Origin of the sequence: Sedimenticola selenatireducens, from assembly GCF_963675335.2 — a bacterium.
Classification (GTDB): domain Bacteria; phylum Pseudomonadota; class Gammaproteobacteria; order Chromatiales; family Chromatiaceae; genus Sedimenticola; species Sedimenticola selenatireducens.
The window spans coordinates 242,745-261,849 of the sequence record NZ_CAXXYC010000004.1; the positions used below are offsets into that span (position 1 = coordinate 242,745).

At 56.2% G+C, this 19,105-nt stretch carries 21 protein-coding genes; 14 read left to right on the forward strand and 7 right to left on the reverse strand.

Annotated elements, in window-relative coordinates:
• The first annotated feature begins 10 nt into the window (after nt 1-10).
• The gene (locus ACHZBF_RS12255) at nt 11-829 is read left to right on the forward strand and encodes an NYN domain-containing protein (protein WP_321528597.1); all 819 of its coding nucleotides are present in this window, start codon (nt 11-13) and stop codon (nt 827-829) included.
• Nucleotides 830-835: 6 nt separating this feature from the next.
• Here ACHZBF_RS12255 and ACHZBF_RS12260 read toward each other — a convergent pair whose 3' ends face one another.
• Complete coding sequence (locus ACHZBF_RS12260) at nt 836-1,408, reverse strand: NUDIX hydrolase (protein WP_273439723.1); 573 nt, start codon at nt 1,406-1,408, stop codon at nt 836-838.
• Nucleotides 1,409-1,573: 165 nt separating this feature from the next.
• Here ACHZBF_RS12260 and ACHZBF_RS12265 point away from each other — a divergent pair, with 165 nt between their 5' ends.
• The 10 genes from ACHZBF_RS12265 to ACHZBF_RS12310 all read left to right on the forward strand — a co-directional run bounded on the left by ACHZBF_RS12265 (nt 1,574) and on the right by ACHZBF_RS12310 (nt 12,389).
• Complete coding sequence (locus ACHZBF_RS12265; protein WP_029133506.1) at nt 1,574-2,086, forward strand: SixA phosphatase family protein; 513 nt, start codon at nt 1,574-1,576, stop codon at nt 2,084-2,086.
• 152 nt (nt 2,087-2,238) lie between these two features.
• Nucleotides 2,239-3,759 (forward strand): exopolyphosphatase, encoded by a 1,521-nt coding sequence (gene ppx / locus ACHZBF_RS12270; protein WP_321528598.1) that lies wholly within the window; start codon nt 2,239-2,241, stop codon nt 3,757-3,759.
• A gap of 159 nt (nt 3,760-3,918) precedes the next feature.
• Nucleotides 3,919-4,461 (forward strand): LemA family protein, encoded by a 543-nt coding sequence (locus ACHZBF_RS12275; RefSeq protein WP_321528599.1) that lies wholly within the window; start codon nt 3,919-3,921, stop codon nt 4,459-4,461.
• Nucleotides 4,461-6,380, forward strand: a complete 1,920-nt coding sequence (locus ACHZBF_RS12280; RefSeq protein WP_321528600.1) for a DUF2207 domain-containing protein — start codon at nt 4,461-4,463, stop codon at nt 6,378-6,380. The genes ACHZBF_RS12275 and ACHZBF_RS12280 overlap by 1 nt, the downstream gene beginning before the upstream one ends.
• Nucleotides 6,381-6,447: 67 nt before the next feature.
• Entirely contained in the window at nt 6,448-7,914 is a 1,467-nt protein-coding gene (locus ACHZBF_RS12285) for a helicase HerA-like domain-containing protein (protein WP_321529382.1), read from the forward strand.
• 402 nt (nt 7,915-8,316) lie between these two features.
• Nucleotides 8,317-8,949 (forward strand): tellurite resistance TerB family protein, encoded by a 633-nt coding sequence (locus ACHZBF_RS12290; RefSeq protein ID WP_321528601.1) that lies wholly within the window; start codon nt 8,317-8,319, stop codon nt 8,947-8,949.
• Between the two features lie 227 nt (nt 8,950-9,176).
• The gene (locus ACHZBF_RS12295) at nt 9,177-10,094 is read left to right on the forward strand and encodes an AEC family transporter (protein ID WP_321528602.1); all 918 of its coding nucleotides are present in this window, start codon (nt 9,177-9,179) and stop codon (nt 10,092-10,094) included.
• Between the two features lie 252 nt (nt 10,095-10,346).
• Nucleotides 10,347-10,952, forward strand: coding sequence for a hypothetical protein (locus ACHZBF_RS12300; RefSeq protein ID WP_321528603.1), 606 nt, complete (start codon nt 10,347-10,349; stop codon nt 10,950-10,952).
• Nucleotides 10,953-11,344: 392 nt separating this feature from the next.
• On the forward strand, nt 11,345-12,031 hold the full coding sequence (locus ACHZBF_RS12305; RefSeq protein WP_321528604.1) for a PRC-barrel domain-containing protein: 687 nt from the start codon (nt 11,345-11,347) through the stop codon (nt 12,029-12,031).
• A 124-nt stretch (nt 12,032-12,155) separates the two neighbouring features.
• Nucleotides 12,156-12,389: an SHOCT domain-containing protein gene (locus ACHZBF_RS12310; protein ID WP_321528605.1), complete on the forward strand. Its 234-nt coding sequence runs from the start codon at nt 12,156-12,158 to the stop codon at nt 12,387-12,389.
• Here the strand turns inward: ACHZBF_RS12310 and ACHZBF_RS12315 are convergent.
• Nucleotides 12,386-12,670, reverse strand: a complete 285-nt coding sequence (locus ACHZBF_RS12315) for a hypothetical protein (protein WP_321528606.1) — start codon at nt 12,668-12,670, stop codon at nt 12,386-12,388. The two genes, ACHZBF_RS12310 and ACHZBF_RS12315, sit on opposite strands and share 4 nt — an antisense overlap.
• On the opposite strand from ACHZBF_RS12315, the gene ACHZBF_RS12320 reads away from it, so the two are divergent.
• From ACHZBF_RS12320 to ACHZBF_RS12330, 3 genes are all read left to right on the forward strand, one after another.
• Entirely contained in the window at nt 12,669-14,144 is a 1,476-nt protein-coding gene (locus ACHZBF_RS12320; protein ID WP_321528607.1) for a hypothetical protein, read from the forward strand. The genes ACHZBF_RS12315 and ACHZBF_RS12320 overlap by 2 nt on opposite strands.
• Before the next feature lie 61 nt (nt 14,145-14,205).
• Nucleotides 14,206-14,460 (forward strand): Rho-binding antiterminator, encoded by a 255-nt coding sequence (locus ACHZBF_RS12325; RefSeq protein ID WP_273439740.1) that lies wholly within the window; start codon nt 14,206-14,208, stop codon nt 14,458-14,460.
• A gap of 326 nt (nt 14,461-14,786) precedes the next feature.
• Nucleotides 14,787-15,392 (forward strand): NUDIX domain-containing protein, encoded by a 606-nt coding sequence (locus ACHZBF_RS12330; RefSeq protein WP_273439742.1) that lies wholly within the window; start codon nt 14,787-14,789, stop codon nt 15,390-15,392.
• A 161-nt stretch (nt 15,393-15,553) separates the two neighbouring features.
• Here ACHZBF_RS12330 and ACHZBF_RS12335 read toward each other — a convergent pair whose 3' ends face one another.
• From ACHZBF_RS12335 to ACHZBF_RS12355, 5 genes are all read right to left on the reverse strand, one after another.
• The gene (locus ACHZBF_RS12335; protein ID WP_273439743.1) at nt 15,554-15,958 is read right to left on the reverse strand and encodes a DoxX family protein; all 405 of its coding nucleotides are present in this window, start codon (nt 15,956-15,958) and stop codon (nt 15,554-15,556) included.
• A gap of 291 nt (nt 15,959-16,249) precedes the next feature.
• Complete coding sequence (locus tag ACHZBF_RS12340) at nt 16,250-16,762, reverse strand: gamma-glutamylcyclotransferase family protein (RefSeq protein ID WP_321528608.1); 513 nt, start codon at nt 16,760-16,762, stop codon at nt 16,250-16,252.
• 5 nt (nt 16,763-16,767) lie between these two features.
• A complete protein-coding gene (locus ACHZBF_RS12345) occupies nt 16,768-17,382 on the reverse strand; it encodes a LysE family translocator (RefSeq protein WP_029133518.1) in 615 nt (204 codons plus the stop codon).
• A gap of 179 nt (nt 17,383-17,561) precedes the next feature.
• Entirely contained in the window at nt 17,562-17,765 is a 204-nt protein-coding gene (gene cspE / locus ACHZBF_RS12350; protein WP_029133519.1) for a transcription antiterminator/RNA stability regulator CspE, read from the reverse strand.
• A 297-nt stretch (nt 17,766-18,062) separates the two neighbouring features.
• The gene (locus ACHZBF_RS12355) at nt 18,063-19,058 is read right to left on the reverse strand and encodes an aldo/keto reductase (protein ID WP_321528609.1); all 996 of its coding nucleotides are present in this window, start codon (nt 19,056-19,058) and stop codon (nt 18,063-18,065) included.
• Nucleotides 19,059-19,105: the final 47 nt, after the last annotated feature.

Sequence of the window (19,105 nt, forward strand, 5' to 3'; positions counted from 1 at the left end):
GATTCAAGAGATGCTTAAAGTTGGTGTTTTTGTCGACGCGGAAAACGTCAAGTTCAACGGCGGCTACCAGCTGCGTTACGACATCCTGCGTCGTTTCGCGGCGCGCGATAACGGTACCCTGCTACGCCTGAACACCTACCTCGCGTTTGACCAGGAGCGCGCCAGGGACGACAACGAATACGCAAAAAAATCCAATATTTATCAGCAGATGGTGCGCGACTACGGCTGGAAAATTATTGTCAAGCACGTTAAGCGCTACACCGACGAAGAGGGCAACATCACCACCAAGGCCAATGCCGACCTGGATCTGGCGGTGGACGCCATGCTGCAGGCGGAGAACCTGGACCTGATCCTGCTGGTGACCGGCGACGGAGACTTTCTCCAGGTGGTCACCGCTCTACAGAATCGCGGCTGCCGGGTGGAACTGCTGGGCTTCAATAACGTCTCCAAGCAGCTACAGCGTCAGGCCGACGCCTTCTATCGCGGCTATCTGATACCGGATCTGCTGCCGTTCTCTCATGAGCCGCGGAATGAATGGGGCAAACCCGGCTCCTGCGTGCGCGGCGTCTGCACCAAATGGTTCCAGGACAAGGGGTACGGCTTCCTGCGCTTTATCCGTGAAATATCTCCCAACCTCTGGATCACCGATCCACGCGCCCCGGAGTCTCCCTACGAGAGTGTCTTCTGTCACATCAATGAGCTGGCCGACGAAGTCACCGCGGAACTGCTGATGAACCGGGAGACCATTGTCGAGTTCTATCTCAAGGAGAGTGATGTGGATGAAGGCCTGATCGCCACCAACGTGCGGCTGGTCTACGCGCCTACCTGATTTTGACTATTCGTGCAGGGTGGTGCGGTAGCGCCGCTGCTCACCAGGCAGACGTTCTATCACCCCGGAACGCAGACGGAAAACCCCGCTGCGCTGGTCCATGAAGTAGTACTTGAGGGTCTCCACCATCACTTGAAACGCCAGCTCTTCCCAGGGGATCTCGGCCTCCCCGAACAGCCGCACCTCCAGGCTCTCGTCGCCGGGTGAAAAATCCAGATCCAGCAATGGCCCGCGAAACAGCATATAGACCTGACTGATACTCGGCAGGCTGAACAAAGTATAGAGCGGCCCGACCGCGACCCGGGCATTGGCCTCTTCCAGGGTCTCACGCAGCGCCCCCTGCTGGGTCGACTCACCGTTTTCCAGAAATCCGGCCGGCAGGGTCCAGTAACCCTTGCGCGGTTCAATCGCGCGCCGGCAGAGCAGCACCTTACCCTCCCACTCGGGAATACAACCGGTCACCACATTGGGGTTCTGGTAATGGATCACCCCGCAACTGCTGCAGACGTGACGCTCCCGGCTGTCGCCTTCAGGTATCCTGATTTCGATGGTGTTGCCGCACTGGCTGCAATAATTCATGCTGTTATCCGTATAACCAAGGGGTCATGACTACATGGTATAAATATACACTGACAAGACAGTGACAAATGCCCCGACAAACAGGTGCCATATCATGAAAAACCAGTGTAATCTTATATTTTAACCTGTTTTCTCTGTTCAACCGGACTGACCGACCCAGCAGATATGAAAATTATCTTCATCAGACACGCCATCGCCGAAGACCGGACCGCGTTTGCCAAAATCAGTAAGAATGATGGACTCCGACCGCTGACGGAAAAAGGCATCAAGCGTATTGAACAGTCACGTCAGGGACTCAAGCGGGTCGAACCCATCGCCGATTATATCTTCAGCAGCACCCTTGTTCGGGCCATTCAGACCGCCGATCTCATCGGTGAACTCTACCCGGAGGCCACCCGCAAGGCGATTACCCAACTGAACCCGGGATCGGATCCCGCCAAGCTGAACAGCTTGCTGGCGGATCTGCCTCCGCAGAGTACGGCGCTGCTGATCGGCCATGAGCCGGACCTGTCCGAACTCATCTCCTGGTATACCAACGGATCCCATTTCAACTTCCTGCAACTCAAGCGTGGCGCGGCCTGTCTGCTGCAGTTCAAGGACACCCCCAAACCTGCTTCGGCTGAAATGATCTGGCTGCTGCCCCCCAGACAACTGCGTAGTCTGGGACAGAAAAAATGATCCGGCCGATCCGCGGGCCTGCCAAACCCAGGCACAGCGAGGCTCCAGCAGACAGGCCCGACAGGCGGTGCAGCGGCAATCAATACCGCGGTTTCAATCGACTAGATCCGGTGGTAGCATGCCGGTCCCGTTTGTCATAAAGCTCCAATCCCATGCTGCGTTATATTGCCAACATCGCCAACTTGTCAGACACCGTTGCGGCGGTGGATCTCGGCTCCAACAGCTTTCACATGATCGTGGCCAAGGTGGACAACGGCAATTTCCAGGTAATCGACCGGCTGCGGGAAATGGTGCGCCTGGGGGCCGGTCTGCAGGAGAACAAGGAGCTGACCCCGGAGACCGAGGCGCGCGCCCTGGACTGCCTGGAGCGTTTTGGCCAGCGCCTCAAATCACTCCCCCACGGCAGTGTCCGGGCGGTCGGCACCAGTGCCCTGCGCCAGGTACGCAACTCCACCCGCTTTCTGGCAGAAGCCGAAGCGGTCCTGGGCCATCCAATCGAGATCATTGCCGGCCGCGAGGAAGCGCGTCTGGTCTACCTGGGCGTGGCCCACGGGCTGGCCGCCGGCAACGAACGCCGGCTGGTCATCGACATCGGCGGCGGCAGTACCGAACTGATTGTGGGTGACGGCTTCCAGCCACGCCGCACGGAAAGTATTCACATGGGCTGCGTCAACATGACCCGCTGGCACTTCAGCGACGGCAATATCAGCGCCGAGGCCATGCGCTCGGCCGAATTGAACGGTGCGCTGGAGATGCTGCCGGTAAAGAACGAATACCGCAGCGCCGGCTGGGAAGTGGCGGTCGGCGCCTCTGGCACCATCCGGGCCATTAACAAGGTAGTCCAGGCCGCCGGATGGGCCGGTGAGCAAGAAGGTATTACCTATCAGGCACTGAAAAAACTGCGCAACGTGCTGATTGAAACGGGCCATGTGGACAATATCCAGCTGGAGGGCCTGAGCAGTGAGCGCAAGGCGGTATTTGCCGGCGGCGTCGCGGTATTGCGCGCCGTGTTCAAGGCGCTGAACATCAGCCAGCTCAAGGTTTCCGACAAGGCGCTGCGAGAGGGCCTGATCTACGAAATGCTGGGCCGCACCCAGTACGAGGATGTGCGGGAAAGCACCGTGCGCGCCCTGTGCCGCCGCTATGACGTGGATATGGAACACGCCAACCGCGTCGAATCCACCGCCCGATCCCTGTTCAACCAGGCGGCGGATGCCTGGCAACTGCGTGAAGGCGAATATATCGATATGCTCTGCTGGGCCACCCGCCTGCATGAGATCGGCCTGACCGTGTCGCACAGTCAGTACCACAAACACGGCGCCTACCTGATCGCCAACTCCGACATGCAAGGCTTCTCACGCCAGGAACAGCGGGTGCTGTCGGCCCTGATCCGCGGCCACCGTCGCAAGTTCCCCTTCGATGTCTTTAATGAACTGCCGCAGGATATCTCCCTCACCACCCTGCGCCTCTGCATCCTGTTACGCCTTTCCGTACTGCTGCACCGGGCACGCTCTGCCGCCACCCTGGTGAAGGTGGCAATCGAGGTCGCCGACAACCACCTGAAGCTGACTTTTCCCCATCACTGGCTCACCACCCACACCCTGCCCCGTGCCGAGCTGGAACAGGAGGCGAGACAGCTAATGGGACGCGGTTTCGAATTGCAGTTCAGCTGATCACTCCCCCGGTGACCGGCCTATTATTCCCCTACGCGCGGCCCCCTGCACAAAGAAAAATTTGAAATCCCGTCAGGGAGCACGCACACTGAGATCAGGCGTGAATCAGTCACCGGTTACACCGGATAGAACAAGATAACAAACAGGATCACGGGCGCGATGGAAATCATGCTGTTGCTGCTGTTGCCCCTCGTTGTCTGGGCAATCATCATCTACAACAAACTGGTCAGGGATAAAAACCGGGTACTGGCGTCCTGGAGCGATATCGACGTGCAGTTGAAACGGCGCCACGACCTGATCCCCAAGCTGGTGGACGCGGTGCAAGCCTACAGTCACTACGAGCAGTCCACCCTTGATCATATCACCCATCTGCGCAGTGCGGCCGCGGCCACCACCACGCCGGGCGAACGGGAACGCCTGGAGAGCGGCCTCAGTGATCAGGTCCGCTCCCTGCTGCTGATTGCCGAGGCCTATCCCGATCTCAAGGCCGGCGATCAATACCTGGATCTGCTACGGCAACTCAGCGACGTGGAAAACCACATCCAGTATGCGCGCCGTTACTACAACGGCGCGGTGCGCAATCTGAACGTGCGTATCGACTCCTTCCCTGACCTGCTGGTAGCCCGCTTTTTCCGCTTCCATCCTGCCGCCTTTTTTGAGTTGGAGAGTACCGTGGAAGTCGACCCACCGGAGGTACGTTAGTGGCCAGGATCATCCTGCGATTGTGCCTGCCGTTGCTGCTGGCCCTGTCCAACCCTGGTATGACTCGGGAACGCATACTCGACTACTTCAGTGACATTCAGGTACAGCGCGACGGCAGCATGGTGGTGGAAGAGGCCATCGAGGTGCGCGCCGAGGGCAACAAGATCCGACGCGGTATCTTTCGTGATTTTCCCACCGACTACAAGGACCGGCTGGGCAACCGTTACCGGGTCGGCTTCGAACTGCTGGAGGTACGGCGTGACGGTCACACCGAACCCTACCACACGGAAGCCCAAAGCAATGGTATCCGCATCTACGTCGGCAACAAGAACGTCATCCTGAAACCGGGTGTCTATCGCTATACCCTGCGCTACCGTACCAACCGGCAACTCGGCTTCTTCGATGACCATGACGAACTCTACTGGAACGTCACCGGCAACGGCTGGGACTTCCCCATCGAGCGGGCCGCCGCCCGGGTCACCCTGCCGCCGGACATACCTGTCGATGCTATTCAGGTGGAGGGTTATACCGGCGCCAAGGGCGACCGGGGCAAACAGTATAGTGCCCGGGTGGACGGAAACGGGGATGCCCTGTTCGAGACCACTACCCCCCTGCCCGTGCACCATGGCCTGACCCTGGTCACCAGCTGGCCCAAAGGCCATGTGATTGAGCCGGACACACAACAGCGCCTGACCTGGTTTCTCTCCGACAACCAAGGCTTTCTGATCGCGGGTGGCGGCATTCTGTTACTGCTGGGCTACTTCACGGCAATCTGGTACCGGGTCGGGCGCGACCCGGATATCGGCGTCATCATCCCGCTCTACACCCCACCCAAAGGCTACTCTCCCGCCGCCATGCGCTACATAAAGCAGATGGGCTATGACCACCAGGCCTTCGGTGCGGCCGTGGTCAACATGGCGGTCAGCGGTTACCTGAGAATCAAGGAAGACAAGGCGGGAAAATTCACCCTGGAGAAGACCGGCAAGACGCCGACCCTGGCCCCCGGTGAAGGTGCCATTGCCAGCGCCCTGTTTGGCGGCGGCAACCACAAGATCAGACTGCACCACACCAATCACCAGAAAATGTCCAAGGCGCTGGAGGCCCACAAGACCTCACTGAAGCGGGACTACGAAAAGACCTACTTCGTCACCAACAGCGGCTTTATCGTACCGGGCCTGCTGATCACCCTGGCCCTGCTCGGCGCCGGATTGTGGAACGTCGGGTCGGAAGAGAAGCTGATCATGGGCGCATTCATGATGGTCTGGCTCTCGATCTGGAGCGTGGCGGTGTTCAAGATGGCGGTGGGCATCTACCAGTCCTGGCGCGATGCGCGCAGTTCCGGTATCGGCAGCTATGCCAAGGCGATTGGCAGTACCCTGTTTGCCCTTCCCTTCTTTGCCGGTGAAGTGTTCGGCATCGGCATGCTCACCTTCGCCATCTCACTCCCCTTCACCCTGATGCTGCTGCTCGCCATCGCCATCAATGTGCTGTTCTATGAATGGCTCAAGGCCCCGACCCGGGCCGGCCAGCAACTGCTGCAGAAGGTGGAAGGGTTCAAGCAGTATCTTGGCGTTGCCGAACAGGACGAACTGAATTTCAAGCATCCGCCGGACAAGACACCGGCGCTGTTCGAGGCGTATTTGCCCTATGCCCTGGCACTGGGAGTCGAGCAGCAGTGGGCGGAGCGCTTCAGTCAGGTGCTGGCCGCCGCCGGACAGGATGGTCACGCTTATCATCCAGCCTGGTACAGCGGCAAAAGCTGGAACAGCCACAACCTGACCGGCTTCAGCGGTGCCGTGGGCAGTGCCATGAGCTCGGCCATCTCATCATCCTCCCACGCGCCAGGCTCATCATCCGGCAGTGGCGGCGGTGGCTCCTCCGGTGGCGGCGGAGGCGGTGGCGGTGGTGGCGGCTGGTAGTCACTCCAGATCCGGAATACAGGGGTCCCGACTTATTTGATCAAAGGAGAGGTTCACAGTGGAACAGATGATCTACGTGGGTTGCAGTGATAAAGATGTCGGGCTGCTGCCGAAAATGGCCAACCGTCACGGCCTGATCGCCGGCGCCACCGGCACCGGCAAGACCGTCACCCTGCAGGGGCTGGCCGAATCCTTCAGCCGCATCGGGGTGCCGGTATTCCTGGCCGATGTGAAGGGCGACCTGTCCGGTCTCAGCCAGCCCGGCAAATCCCATCCCAAGGTCCAGGAGCGGCTCGATCGCATGCCGCTGGATGACTTCACTTTCAAAGGCTTCCCGGTCACCTTCTGGGATATCTACGGCAAACAGGGCCACCCGGTACGCACCACCATCTCGGAGATGGGGCCACTGCTGCTGGCGCGTCTGCTCAATCTCAACGATACCCAGCAGGGGGTGCTGGCGCTGGTGTTCCGGGTCGCCGACGAGAACGGCTGGCTGCTGCTGGACATCAAGGACCTGCGTGCCATCCTGCAGTTCGTGGCCGAGAACGCCGCAGAATTTCGCACCCTCTACGGCAATGTATCCGCCGCCAGCGTCGGCGCCATCCAGCGTCGCCTGATCAGCCTGGAGGACCAGGGCGGCACCCTGCTGTTCGGAGAACCGGCACTCAATCTCCCGGACCTGCTGCAGACCGACGAGAACGGGCTGGGAGTGATCAATATCCTGGCCGCTGACCAGTTGATGAACGCCCCGCAACTCTACAGCACCTTCCTGTTCTGGCTGCTCTCGGAGCTGTTCGAACAGATGCCAGAGGTGGGCGACCCGGAAAAACCCAAACTGGTGCTGTTCTTCGACGAGGCCCACCTGATGTTCGACGACGCCCCGGAGGCGCTGCTCGACAAGATCGAACAGGTGGTCCGGCTGATCCGTTCCAAGGGGGTCGGGGTCTACTTCGTCACCCAGAATCCGCTGGACATCCCGGACAGCGTGCTCGGGCAACTCGGCAACCGTATCCAGCACGCCCTGCGTGCCTACACCGCCAAGGACCAGAAGGCGTTGCGCGCCGCCGCCCAGACCTTCCGCGACAACCCGGCGCTGGATACCGAACAGGTGATCAGTGAACTGGGACTGGGCGAGGCGCTGGTCTCCACCCTGGACGCCAAGGGCCGCCCGCAGATGGTCGAGCGCACCCTGATCCGGCCTCCCGAGAGCCAGATCGGTCCCATCACCAAACCGCTGCGCCAGACCATCATGGCCGGCTCACTGGTCGCCGGCATCTACGACAAGGGCGTGGATCGTCAGTCGGCCCATGAGATCCTCACCGAACGCGCCGCCAAACTGGCCGAGGAGCAGAAAGCCGCCGACGTGGAACAGGCCCGCCAGAAAGAGCTCGCCAAGGAGAAAAAGAGCAGCGGCGGTCGCGGTCGCCAGTCGGTGATGGAGTCCTTCTTCAAAAGCGCCGCCCGCGCCGTGGGCAGCAGCATCGGCCGGCAGATCATTCGCGGGGTACTGGGGTCGATCATGGGGAAGCGATAACGGGCAGTCAGCAACAAGTGATCGATTGGTATGACCGATTGTAGATTGGGATTAGAAACCAATCCCAACACTCTGATACCTATTACTTGCAAAATGTTGGGGTTCGCAATTGAACTCTAACCCATGGATTGCGTGAGACAAAGATGAAGATTGGTTTAGCTCGTAGGTTGGGATGAGGAACGAATCCCGACACCCTGATAACCGCTACTGCGATAACTGTAACTGCAAACCGTTGGGGTTCGCAGGCTCACCCCAACCTACGGACTGAGTCGGGATAAGGACCCCCCCCCAACATCACGACTCAAACCACATGCACGCTACGATTTGATTCGCAATTCAGCTTCAGTTCAGCAGTTCGAGTAATAATTCGCTATTTCAACCTATCCCTGTAAGGAGTTCAAAATGGATACCCGAGGCTTGCTTGATCAACTGCTTGGTGCCGGAAAGTCGTTTCTCAACGATTCCGGAATAACCAGATCGCAAGGAGGTATCACGGACTATGGCAAGGGCGCAGCCACCGGCGGCCTGGTCGGTCTGCTGTTGGGCAGCAAGACCGGCCGCAAGCTGGCAACATACGGCGGCCTGGCCGCGCTGGGAGCCATGGCATGGCGCGCCTACAACCAGAATAACTCCGCAGCATCCGACAGCAGCCCACCGGCGCCCGTGGCAAACACGGCCACCGAGAGCCGCGTCGTGCTGCGCGCCGTGCTGGCCGCGGCGCGGGTTGACGGTCATATTGACGAACGTGAACGCGCCCTGATCGATCAGGAGATCGTACGCCACGGCGGCGAAGGGTCACTACGCACCTGGGTGGAGGCGGAACTGCACACCCCGCTCGATCCACAGGCGATCGCCGCGGAAGTCGCGGGTGACAAACTGCTGGCCAGCGAGGTCTATCTCGCCAGCGCACTGGTGATTGGCGAAAGCGGGTTTCTCGAACGGACCTATCTCGACCATCTGGCCGAACATCTTGGCCTGGATGCCGAGCTGAAACAGCGCCTGGAGCGGGAGGCGTTGGGCAATCCATCGAATTGAACCGCAGAATTAGAGTCCGTTGGGCAACGCGACTGCCAGGGTCGATGAGCCCAGGCTGGATTTCGGGGTCGTTCATCCAAACGTCAAGGACGGCCGACCCCGTTGCATAAAATATCGTTAAAGAATGGACCAGCCGGATACAGCATAACCTCTCTGCCAACTGGACGACCCGACTTATAACCGGAATAATCCCAACCTTGGCGCAACCAACGAGTGACGATGGCCCGATGAGCGATATCGCAATGGCCCTGGCCCCTATCCTGGTCCTGATTCTGATCGGATACAGCCTGAAGCGGAGCCATTTTTTACCCGACGACGCCTGGTCCGGGATGGAGAAGCTGACCTACTTCGTCCTCTTCCCCGCACTGCTTGTCCGCACCCTGGGCAATCAGAGCCTCGCGGGAGCCCCTTGGTCGGCCATGCTGCTGGTGGTAGTGGGGACCCTGCTATTGGCCGCGGCACTGCTCATCGCCTGGCGGCAATTTGGCGCAGCGGTGGATGGCGCAACCTTCACGTCGATCTTCCAGGGCGGTGTCCGCTTCAACACCTATATCGCGCTGGCGGTGGCCCAGGCCTTTTTTGGTGTGGACGGGCTGGCGATGGGTGCGGTGACGGCCGGATTCATGATCGTTCTGATCAACCTGCTTTGCATCTCCGCCTTTGCCGTCTGGGGCACGCGCTCACGCAAGGGGTGGAAACCCATCATTCGTGACGTAATAGGAAACCCTTTGATCCTTGCCTGTGCGTTGGGTTGGCTCCTGAGCCTGAGCGGTATCGGGGTGCCCGGTATAGCAGAAGATATCCTGGAGATCATCGGCCGCGCTGCCCTGCCATTCGGCCTGCTCGCGGTGGGCGCCGCCCTGAAACCGGAAGCAGTACGCGGACATATCGGCCCCATCCTGGTTTCCTCAATTATCCAGTTCGGATTGAAACCCACCGCGACGGCGTTGCTCATTGTTGTCACAGGCCTCTCTGGCGTATCCGCTGGTGCCCTGGCTATCTGTTTCATGGTACCGACCGCCCCATCCGCCTATATTCTGGCTCGGCAATTGGGCGGGGATACCGCTGCCATGGCATCCATAATCACTTTTCAGACACTTCTGGCCTTCCTGGTCATGCCGTTTATTGCGCTGCTACTACTGTGATCAGTCCCGGTCATCCCATTCTCAGAGCTAGACTGTATTGAGTCTACACCTGGTAAGGTGTAGTGCATTTTGAAACAGGCTTGTCGTGGCCATGCACATGACTGAAGTTGTAGATGAATGGAATATATTCTATAAACCGGCATCAAGCTTAAAAATATTTTAAGTACGACATATACAATTAAGACAGACGCCCACATCTCAAGCTGATTTTTAGGACGTTACAAAGCCAACCAATTGTAGGAGCCTGATGAGATGTCAAAAACAGAGACTTCTGAAGCGGACAGCGACCCGAAAACAACACAATCCTCAGCGCTACTCATCACAATCCTACTGGTCATAAGCATTGTCTTATCGGTCCTGCTCATCGCCTTTACCGTGGGCTCCATTCTGTTATCCGCAGGGACAGTCGGCTTGTGGCCTCTGGTTAAGGACTGGGTTGCAAACCCCATCATCAAACTGGGAATAGCTTTGTCGTTCCTGTCATTCGGCGTCGTACTTTTTCATATCAAATCCCGCTACCCAAGGTTTTTTATATTCCTGGAATTTGTGTTTGCCGTCACTTTGGCATGGGTCGCCTTGGGTGAGTCAGATGCAAGCCGACTGACCGTGAGCCTGGCAATCGCCGCCACAGCCTTTGCCACCGCAGACATAGTCAAAGGATTACAATCGCTGGGAGGCTCCAGTACTGAAACCACATCTTTCAATCCGAGTTTTGGTTTTGACCGGAACAATATCCGTGTATACCAGGGAGAAAAACTTATTTGTACCATCCCAAAAGGCATTAACAATGCTGCATATAAAATTGACCTGGAAAAACTTCAACAGCGCATTAAAGTCCTCGAGGATCGTCCCGGTTAAACTGGCAAGCCGCCTGGTTTCCCAGGCTCGCCCCAACCTATAGGCTGAAAGCAACTAAGGGGTTGGTCAGGGAATGAAAAAGGCACACTGAACAGTAATTTTTTCACTATTCCTGTTGACCATCATCCGTTAGATATGCCCCAACGCCGGGTTAAATCCCCCACTGTATTGATAGCGCGCGCATAATTTCCCCATAGTCGGTCATCTTCCTGTTCTGATCTGGTCCGCCTGAATTCCCCACCATTGCCCCGTACTTAGAGTATGGAATGACCAAGCCATAAAAAATGGCATCTGAATTGCTCACTTCAAAATATCAGTAAAATGTCACACGGTATTGATCCGGGTGCCATATCTTGAACCACATCGAAACAGGGAAACCATGGAGAAGACAGATGAAAACATCTTTTCGAAAACAGTTGATCTTTGCGGCAGTTTCACTGGTATTGAGCTCAGGGGTTCTTGCCGCCGGTAATGATACCCCGGAAGCAAGTGCACTCGATCGGCGTGAGCCGGATAAAACCATGGACTATACCCGCCCGGTGGTAAGCGGTGCGCTGTTGAATCGACAGGTTGGCCAACTGAAAGGCATGGATCTGTATAACATGAAGGGCGAGGAGATCGGCGAAGTGAATAAAGTCGTGCTGGACTCAAAGACGAACAAGTTATATGCCGTCATTTCAGTGGGCGGTCTGTTTGGAATTGGTGACACACTGACTCCGATAGCGTTGGATCGAGTGGATTATCGCGACGATAAACTGTACATCGCGACATCGATGAACGAATACGACCCCAAAAATGCCAAGCCCTACAATGATGCGAAATACCTGGATCTGGAAGATGACCAGTTGCTGAGCGATCTGGATATCCGCTCGGACAATTTTGCCCTGCTGGATGAAAACATGGATGGAGCCATCACCAAGGATGAGGCGCTGAAATACAATGAACCCATGGTTAAAGATTGGGAGAATCTTGATACTGATGGCGATCATCGGCTCAGCCGTTCAGAGTTCAGTGCCTTTGAGCAGATGGAGGATAATAAGCCGACTGAGCATCAGGAACAGAAGGACAAGGCTTATTGAGTTGATATTCCCACAACTCTGCAAGCGGTCCGGCACACCCTTGCATAGCCTTTGTTATCGCAAAAACCGATCCCGTGTTGACAGGGGGAGACTTGCGGTCTGGAGCATTTAAGTGAGGTATGCCATGTATAAACTTGGTCTGGTTATTTTGTTAGCAGTGTCGACCCTCTCTCTTGGACCAACAGCGTGCTCAACGAGAGAGGTGGCAGCTGGTGCGATTGTCGGTGGTGCCGCCTACGAATACTCCAACAAACGCGCCATGGATTCACTGCGGGAAGATTATCGTGAAGGTCGTATAAACGAGCAGGAATATGAACGACGCAAACAGGAAATTGAGGATCGTTCCCTGGTTTATTAAATCATTGTGATTACCGGCGGTTGTTGCCCGAGCGTGACACGGAGGGCCGCCTGAGGTAGCACCACCGGTAGCCATGGCAACCGGAACCAGCAGGCTTTCATCAATGGTGGTGGCACAGTCATTACTCTCGCCAGCCGAAAAACGCTTGCAATGCCATTTCCGTACAAAGTGATTTTTATATCTATAATGACGGAATGTGGTAGAAATTCTTCAAGGTTGAAGAGGCGTTCGATGTATATAAGATCAAAAACCTGTGCAATCACCATCACTTTATTGTTCATGCCAACCACTAATGCGGGCACCATCAATATGGGGACACCCGAGTCAGGGGTCGAGTTGGGTCTGGGCTGGGACTCACAACGCGCCGAGATCATTCCCAACCGCTGCATCCGATTTGCCCCGGTCAAGGAAGAGGGTCAAACCATTCGCATGCAATTAAAAGAGGTATCCGACACATCTGAACTGATGGAGCAGCTTAGTGTTTCGGCGGGTATGTCGATCAAGTCTGCGGTTGGCTCCGCCAGCGCGCAGGGAAAATTTGCCTCAAACACCAAGGTGACCAGCTCCTCCAATACTCTGCTGATTCATGCGACCGTGGATAATGGGGTATTGTTTGTCGGACCATCGCAGCCGTTGGATCCGGTCCGGTCAGCCTTCCCATTGCACGGAAACAGCAGCACCAAGGCGCCCTGGTGGGTGAATAGCAGTGAGGTTTCTCCCGTAATTCACCTCACCGAAGAGGCACGGGATATTCTGGGTGACGGCAGTGCCAGGAATATTCGAGAATTTGAACGTCTCTGCGGTGACTCCTTCGTATCGGCGATATACAGCGGTGCGGAATTGATTGCTGTCATGACCGTGAAGTCGAAGAGCCGATCCAAGGCCCAGTCGGCGCAAGGCTGCGTGAAAGCAAAGTTATCTGCATGGGGTGCCAAGGGGGAGACCAGCGCCTGTGCTACTGCGGCAACAGACCAGAAAAATGGCTCAACCGAAGTGGCCGTGGATTTTACCCAGATCGGTGGAGCCGGAGGCAAGATACCCATGAATCAGGAGGGGTTTCTCAACAAGCTCAACGAACTCCCCTCTGAAGCACAAGCCGGTCCCCAGTTTCACAGCATGAACCTGACTGCTTACAGCGATCTGCCACACTGGCCTCACGCCATTGCCATGAATACCGCGGATGATCCGGAAGACGCCCTGCTGGTCAATTTCTACTACACCCTCACATCCGTTCAACACACCCTTCAGGACGCACTCGATAATCCGGACCAATATGTGGGTGAAGATGAAGAGCAGCTGAAAACGCTACAAGATCAGGTGATTCAGTACCGCCGGGACATTTTTGGCACCCTGCAGGATATTCAGCGCCTGGCTGGCATACCAACCGAAGTGCCTGTTTTCTTCGGACTGATTTCCAGAACTGATCCTGACGCCGTGCATCAGAAAGAGCAACTGGAGGCCATGGTGCAGGAGCAAAAAAAACGTCTTATCAGTTTCAATAGCGGCAGCGAAAATCCTAACCTGATCAAGTTAAAACTACCCTTTCCCTGTGTTGCGGTTGAGAATTGCACCCAAGTAAACTGTGACATAACCGGCAAGGATATTGTCGAATACTATGTGGGTCGCCAATCCCGGCGCACCTGCCAGACTGACTCCGCCTCAATGGAGTGCCTGAATAATATGCAGCTGGACAGTTTGGCCGAAAGCCTGGACTCAATATCCGCAAAACAAGACGAGTGCAATAGCGAAACCTGACCGCAATCAGTTCCATCACGAAAAGGGATATTTAAAGCTGAAGTAAAAAAGGTAATCTCAAATGATTTCTTGTGCCCAACATGATTATGTTGAAATTGCTTGTATGTACAAGTTGCCAGTGATCCTGACGCTGAGATCGGGAGAAGAACTGGCTGGTGTAGCTATAGATACAGTGAGCAATCAGGATCGAGCGGAGTGCCTCAAACTCAAAACAGGAAACAATGAGCAACTGGTGGTTCTGGACCAGATACTCCGCATGGTCGCCACTAAGCCCAATTCGCATTTCGAGAAGGTGGATTTTGATAAACGGCTTTAAGCCTTATAAAAAAGCGACTACCACTATCTGTAATGGCGGGTTTTCCACAGACTCGCTAGCCACTAAATGCACTTCTCTATTTGCAAACACTCCCTGATTGGTGTGATTTTTTGCCATGATTGATTTCAAATACGACAAGAACTACTAAACCCACTTCAATTTAACAAGCGTGGGATAAATATTATTGCTGTACGGCAGCTATCGGATAACCCGGATATGTTGGAAAATCCGATATGGAACATAGCACCTGTGTCATTCGGGTCAGAATCCCTGAACAATAGCGGACGGCATGTGACAAAGGACATGGAAGGAATAATAATTACCCAATGGCAGACAAAAAACTAAAGGCAAATATTCTCGACACCCGAGCAGCCTACACGGGTTTTTTTGAGTTGCGCCGTCTTACCATAGTGCATGACCGCTTTGACGGCGGCACCATCGGTCCGTTGGTGCGTGAAGTGCTGCATCGGGGTGACGTGGTCGCCGCCCTGCTCTACGATCCGTCCGCCGACAAGGTTGTGTTGGTGGAGCAGTATCGTGCGGGCGCGCACGTGGCCGGTGTTTCCCCCTGGCTGATCGACATTGTGGCCGGCCGCATCGAGCCCGGACAGACACCACTCGAGGCGATAACACGCGAAATTATCGAAGAGTCCGGATTGACGCCTGACTCGATGGAATTGATCGGCACCTATCTCACGGCTCCGCATTTGTCGAGCGAGCAAGTACATATCTATTGCGCCACAGTAGATGCTTCATCGGCTGCCGGATTTCATGGGTTAGTGCATGAGGGTGAAGATATACGTCCACTGGCACTGGACCGAACAGAGGCGCTCGACTTGCCACAGACACATCCACTTTCCCTGTGGGCCGGCCTGGCACTTGGGTGGCTGAGTAATACTCATATCGATCAGATGAAAGGAAGCCCCTCCTGATAATTTCGTTACAGCGGCATGTCTGCCTCACGCAGTCCCCTGAACAAACCAAGTGGCCGGTTCGTAACATCACAGCCTGTAAAACAGGGCGGCGTTCCCTGCCTTGCGCATGCTACACATCATAACCGCTGCATACGGGGCACGCCCACTTGAGCATCTGCTCAGTCTGGCTTGAGCGCGATGCGCCCGCTGCCCAAAAAGAGCACGGCCAGGGCGGCAAACAGAAACATGCCTTGCAGCTCCAGCTCCCAGCCGCCGTTCTTATTAAGCATAAATATTTGACTCGTATGCACCAGGAGAACTGCGACCAGCATATTGCCGACCATCAGTAGGCCAGCCACGCGGGTGTACCAGCCGATGATGGCCATCACAGGGGCTATGACCTCACCGATAAACACACCATATACCAGGAATCCTGGTAGACCGTAACCGATAATCATGTCGCCAATCCCGCTCAGGGAGCCTGGATTAAGCAGCTTGGAGACGCCATGAAACAGTATCAGCACTGCCACAGACAGGCGCACGATTAACTTGCCGAGGGCATCATTATGCAGGACTTGAAACATCAACTTTCCCTCCCTGGTGGGTTCGCATTAGTGCAGTGCTTTTACCTTGCCAAGTGAAGTGAATAGTAGCTCACTGCGGGACAATTGCTAGCAAATCAAATAATCAGCGATAACGTCAGGCATGGGAACCTGCCAGGTTCACCGTTGAGGCAAGAAGCTGATAAACAGGGTTGATCGTTCTACCCTGTGCAGAAGGTACGACCATAAACAAGCATAGCCATCAACCTTGAGCATGATAACGGGTCGACTGAAATCAGCTGAATGACGCGGTCAGGCTGGTCGGCGTTTGAGTCAATGAAAAAACTTTTCTTCAGGATCATAGATCAGCAACTCCCGCCGGTGGCGTTCCCGGTCAGGGTCGTCCAGCGCCGGAATCGCCTCCAGTTGCGCGATGTAGTCATCAGGCAGTCCATGCTCATAGGCACCTTGCAGCACGTGGGTCTTGTACCAGAGAAAAGGTAATGCGGAGGCATCTATCTGTGTCGCCTGATAGGTGAAGGCCTGTACGAACTCGCCTGAACGGAGCATCAGCCGCACATTGATCACCTCATACCCGGCCCCTACCCCTTCAATCCGGTCGAGCAGTGGCCGCTCCTCCGGCGCCATTTCGTACAGCACCCCCATCACCGCAAGGGCGTCATCACCGGCATGGGCGGCATCGCACTTGCCTGAACCATCCCGTCCCTGCTTGTGCCAGCACAAACGGTGCCTCGGCAGGGTCGCGACCGATACCGGACGGGCCGTACTGAGCCGTTGCTTCAAGCGTCGGGTCGACATGTTGGATCCATAGGCGAAGTAGTACATGTTAACTACCGTTCAGCCATCGCCAGTCGGGCCCCCAGGGCGGCAAAGGCCACGGCGAAGCTGCGCTGGAGGTGGTTGAGAATACGGGGAGAGTTAATGACATAATCCCGAACCGTTCCGGCAAACAGACCATAGAGCAGGAACACACCCAGGGTGATGAGCATAAAGATGCCACTCAACAGGATCAGGTGAAGTACTGGCGAAACCGAACCGACCGGCACGAACTGCGGCAGAAAAGCGATAAAGAACATGGAGAGCTTGGGATTGAGAATATTGATCAGAAAACCCTTGACGGCAATCGCCCGCATACCCCGTTGGCAGCGCTTTTCCTCGATGTTCAGACGACCGGTGTCCCGCCACATGGTCCAGGCGACATAGAGCAGATAGGCCGCGCCCAGATACTTGAGCACCACAAACGCCTGCGCGCTCAAATGGAGAATCGCCGACAATCCCAGAATGCTCACCAGCAGATGCGGGATGCTGCCAAAGGTGCATCCCACTGCGGCCGCCGTGCTGGCGCGTCGGCCAACAAACAGACCGGTAGAGATGGTGTAAATAACCCCGGTGCCTGGCAGCATGACGATAATCAGTGAAGTGATGAGAAATTCCGTTGTGAACATGGTGACTCCATCCGATTCGTGCTGAGTTCTGCATCTACCATCCTGAGTGTAACAGAGCTTATTGGATCGGCTTTTTGTGCCCAACCTTTTTGACTATGGCTTGTCCGTGGAAAACAGGCAAAAAAAAGCCCCGCCATCCGGCGGGGCTTTTCAAGGATGCCAGGCATCCTGATCCCGTTTTACTGGGCGACGACGTTGGTCGCGCTGGGGCCTTTCTGACCCTGCTCGACGTCGAAGGAGACGGTCTGGCCTTCAGCCAGTGACTTGAAGCCACCGCCCTGAATGGCGCTGTGATGAACAAATACGTCCTTGGAACCGTCGGTCGGGGTAATGAATCCGAAGCCTTTTTCGTCGCTGAACCACTTAACTGTGCCTGTAGCCATGTTGCTAAACCTCTGTAAAAATTAATCGTTGATATGCAGACGCTTGCCAAGCGCTTACGGAAGAATCTGCCACGAACTGCGAGAGGATAACTGCCGAAAAACTACAAGTACACTGCAATGTAGCGCACTCTATTGAAAACTCAATAAAAAAACAAGCGACTTTTTCTATTATAGGACAACCGGGACCAATAATCGCCCTTGCGACGGAATTGGGCAGTCGGCGCCCGCAGGCATCATCCTTTAGTAGATCAGCGCTGACCGGGTGTGAGGCAGGGCATCCCCTGGAGCCGACTGACCTCAATCTTTCTCAGAATCGATCGATGCCATCAACTGGGCGTTATAGCGCGCACCCTTGACGGTCCGGTCATTGATCAGCCCATCCAGCCGCTCCACCACTGCCGGCTCCAGGCGGATATCCCCTGCGGCGGCATTCTCCCGCATGTACTCGATATGCTTGGTACCGGGAATCGGAACCAGCGTCCCATCCTCACGTGCCAGCACCCAGGCAATGGCAAGCTGGGCCATGCTGCAGCCCTGCTCCCGGGCAATCTCGCCAAAGGGTTCCAGCAACTGCTGATTGGCGGCGAAGTTTTCCGGCTCAAAACGTGGACGGGCCACATTGGTGCGGATATCCCCCTCTTCCAGATTGGTCACATCCCGGGCGCAACCGGTCAGGAAACCGCGGCCGAGCGGAGAAAAGGGGACAAAACTGACCCCCAACTCCCGGCAGGTGGCCAGCATCCGGCGTTCCGGGGTTCTGACCCAGAGAGAGTATTCCGACTGCACCGCGGTGATGGGGTGCACCGCATGGGCCCGGCGCAGGGTCTCGCTGGAGACTTCGGAGAGTCCAAGGCTGCGCACCTTGCCCTCGGCCACCAGTTCCGCCAACGCCCCGACGCTCTCCTCTACCGGCACCCTGGGGTCCAGTCGATGCAGATAATAGAGATCGATCACATCTGTCTGCAGCAGTTGCAGACTTTTTTCACAGGTCTGTTTGAGTATTTCCGGCCGGCCGTCCACACTGAGGTTACCGTCTTCGCCCCGGGCGATACCGCATTTGCTGGCCAGGACAAACTCGTCGCGCCGATGGCTGAGGGTACGACCGATCAGTGCTTCATTGTGTCCCATGCCGTACATAGCGGCCGTATCCAGGAAGGAATAGCCCGCATCCAGCGCCTCCTGCAGCAGCTGTTCCGAGGTAACATCATCGGCTGCGCCGTAGCCCCAGGACATGCTCATGCAGCCAAGTCCGACGGCTGAGACCGTGAAAGGCCCCAGTTTTCTTGTGTGCATATTGTCGCCTCCCTGTAGGCATCGTGCCGCTAATACCCGGGACTATA

Bases quoted from the DNA above. Each gene is read 5' to 3' on its own strand.
- ACHZBF_RS12255 (WP_321528597.1), top strand. From the start codon at position 11: ATGCTTAAAGTTGGTGTTTTTGTCGACGCGGAAAACGTCAAGTTCAAC.
- ACHZBF_RS12260 (WP_273439723.1), bottom strand. From the start codon at position 1,408: ATGAATTATTGCAGCCAGTGCGGCAACACCATCGAAATCAGGATACCT.
- ACHZBF_RS12265 (WP_029133506.1), top strand. From the start codon at position 1,574: ATGAAAATTATCTTCATCAGACACGCCATCGCCGAAGACCGGACCGCG.
- ppx (WP_321528598.1), top strand. From the start codon at position 2,239: ATGCTGCGTTATATTGCCAACATCGCCAACTTGTCAGACACCGTTGCG.
- ACHZBF_RS12275 (WP_321528599.1), top strand. From the start codon at position 3,919: ATGGAAATCATGCTGTTGCTGCTGTTGCCCCTCGTTGTCTGGGCAATC.
- ACHZBF_RS12285 (WP_321529382.1), top strand. From the start codon at position 6,448: ATGATCTACGTGGGTTGCAGTGATAAAGATGTCGGGCTGCTGCCGAAA.
- ACHZBF_RS12290 (WP_321528601.1), top strand. From the start codon at position 8,317: ATGGATACCCGAGGCTTGCTTGATCAACTGCTTGGTGCCGGAAAGTCG.
- ACHZBF_RS12295 (WP_321528602.1), top strand. From the start codon at position 9,177: ATGAGCGATATCGCAATGGCCCTGGCCCCTATCCTGGTCCTGATTCTG.
- ACHZBF_RS12300 (WP_321528603.1), top strand. From the start codon at position 10,347: ATGTCAAAAACAGAGACTTCTGAAGCGGACAGCGACCCGAAAACAACA.
- ACHZBF_RS12305 (WP_321528604.1), top strand. From the start codon at position 11,345: ATGAAAACATCTTTTCGAAAACAGTTGATCTTTGCGGCAGTTTCACTG.
- ACHZBF_RS12310 (WP_321528605.1), top strand. From the start codon at position 12,156: ATGTATAAACTTGGTCTGGTTATTTTGTTAGCAGTGTCGACCCTCTCT.
- ACHZBF_RS12320 (WP_321528607.1), top strand. From the start codon at position 12,669: ATGCCAACCACTAATGCGGGCACCATCAATATGGGGACACCCGAGTCA.
- ACHZBF_RS12315 (WP_321528606.1), bottom strand. From the start codon at position 12,670: ATGAACAATAAAGTGATGGTGATTGCACAGGTTTTTGATCTTATATAC.
- ACHZBF_RS12325 (WP_273439740.1), top strand. From the start codon at position 14,206: ATGATTTCTTGTGCCCAACATGATTATGTTGAAATTGCTTGTATGTAC.
- ACHZBF_RS12330 (WP_273439742.1), top strand. From the start codon at position 14,787: ATGGCAGACAAAAAACTAAAGGCAAATATTCTCGACACCCGAGCAGCC.
- ACHZBF_RS12335 (WP_273439743.1), bottom strand. From the start codon at position 15,958: ATGTTTCAAGTCCTGCATAATGATGCCCTCGGCAAGTTAATCGTGCGC.
- ACHZBF_RS12340 (WP_321528608.1), bottom strand. From the start codon at position 16,762: ATGTACTACTTCGCCTATGGATCCAACATGTCGACCCGACGCTTGAAG.
- ACHZBF_RS12345 (WP_029133518.1), bottom strand. From the start codon at position 17,382: ATGTTCACAACGGAATTTCTCATCACTTCACTGATTATCGTCATGCTG.
- cspE (WP_029133519.1), bottom strand. From the start codon at position 17,765: ATGGCTACAGGCACAGTTAAGTGGTTCAGCGACGAAAAAGGCTTCGGA.
- ACHZBF_RS12355 (WP_321528609.1), bottom strand. From the start codon at position 19,058: ATGCACACAAGAAAACTGGGGCCTTTCACGGTCTCAGCCGTCGGACTT.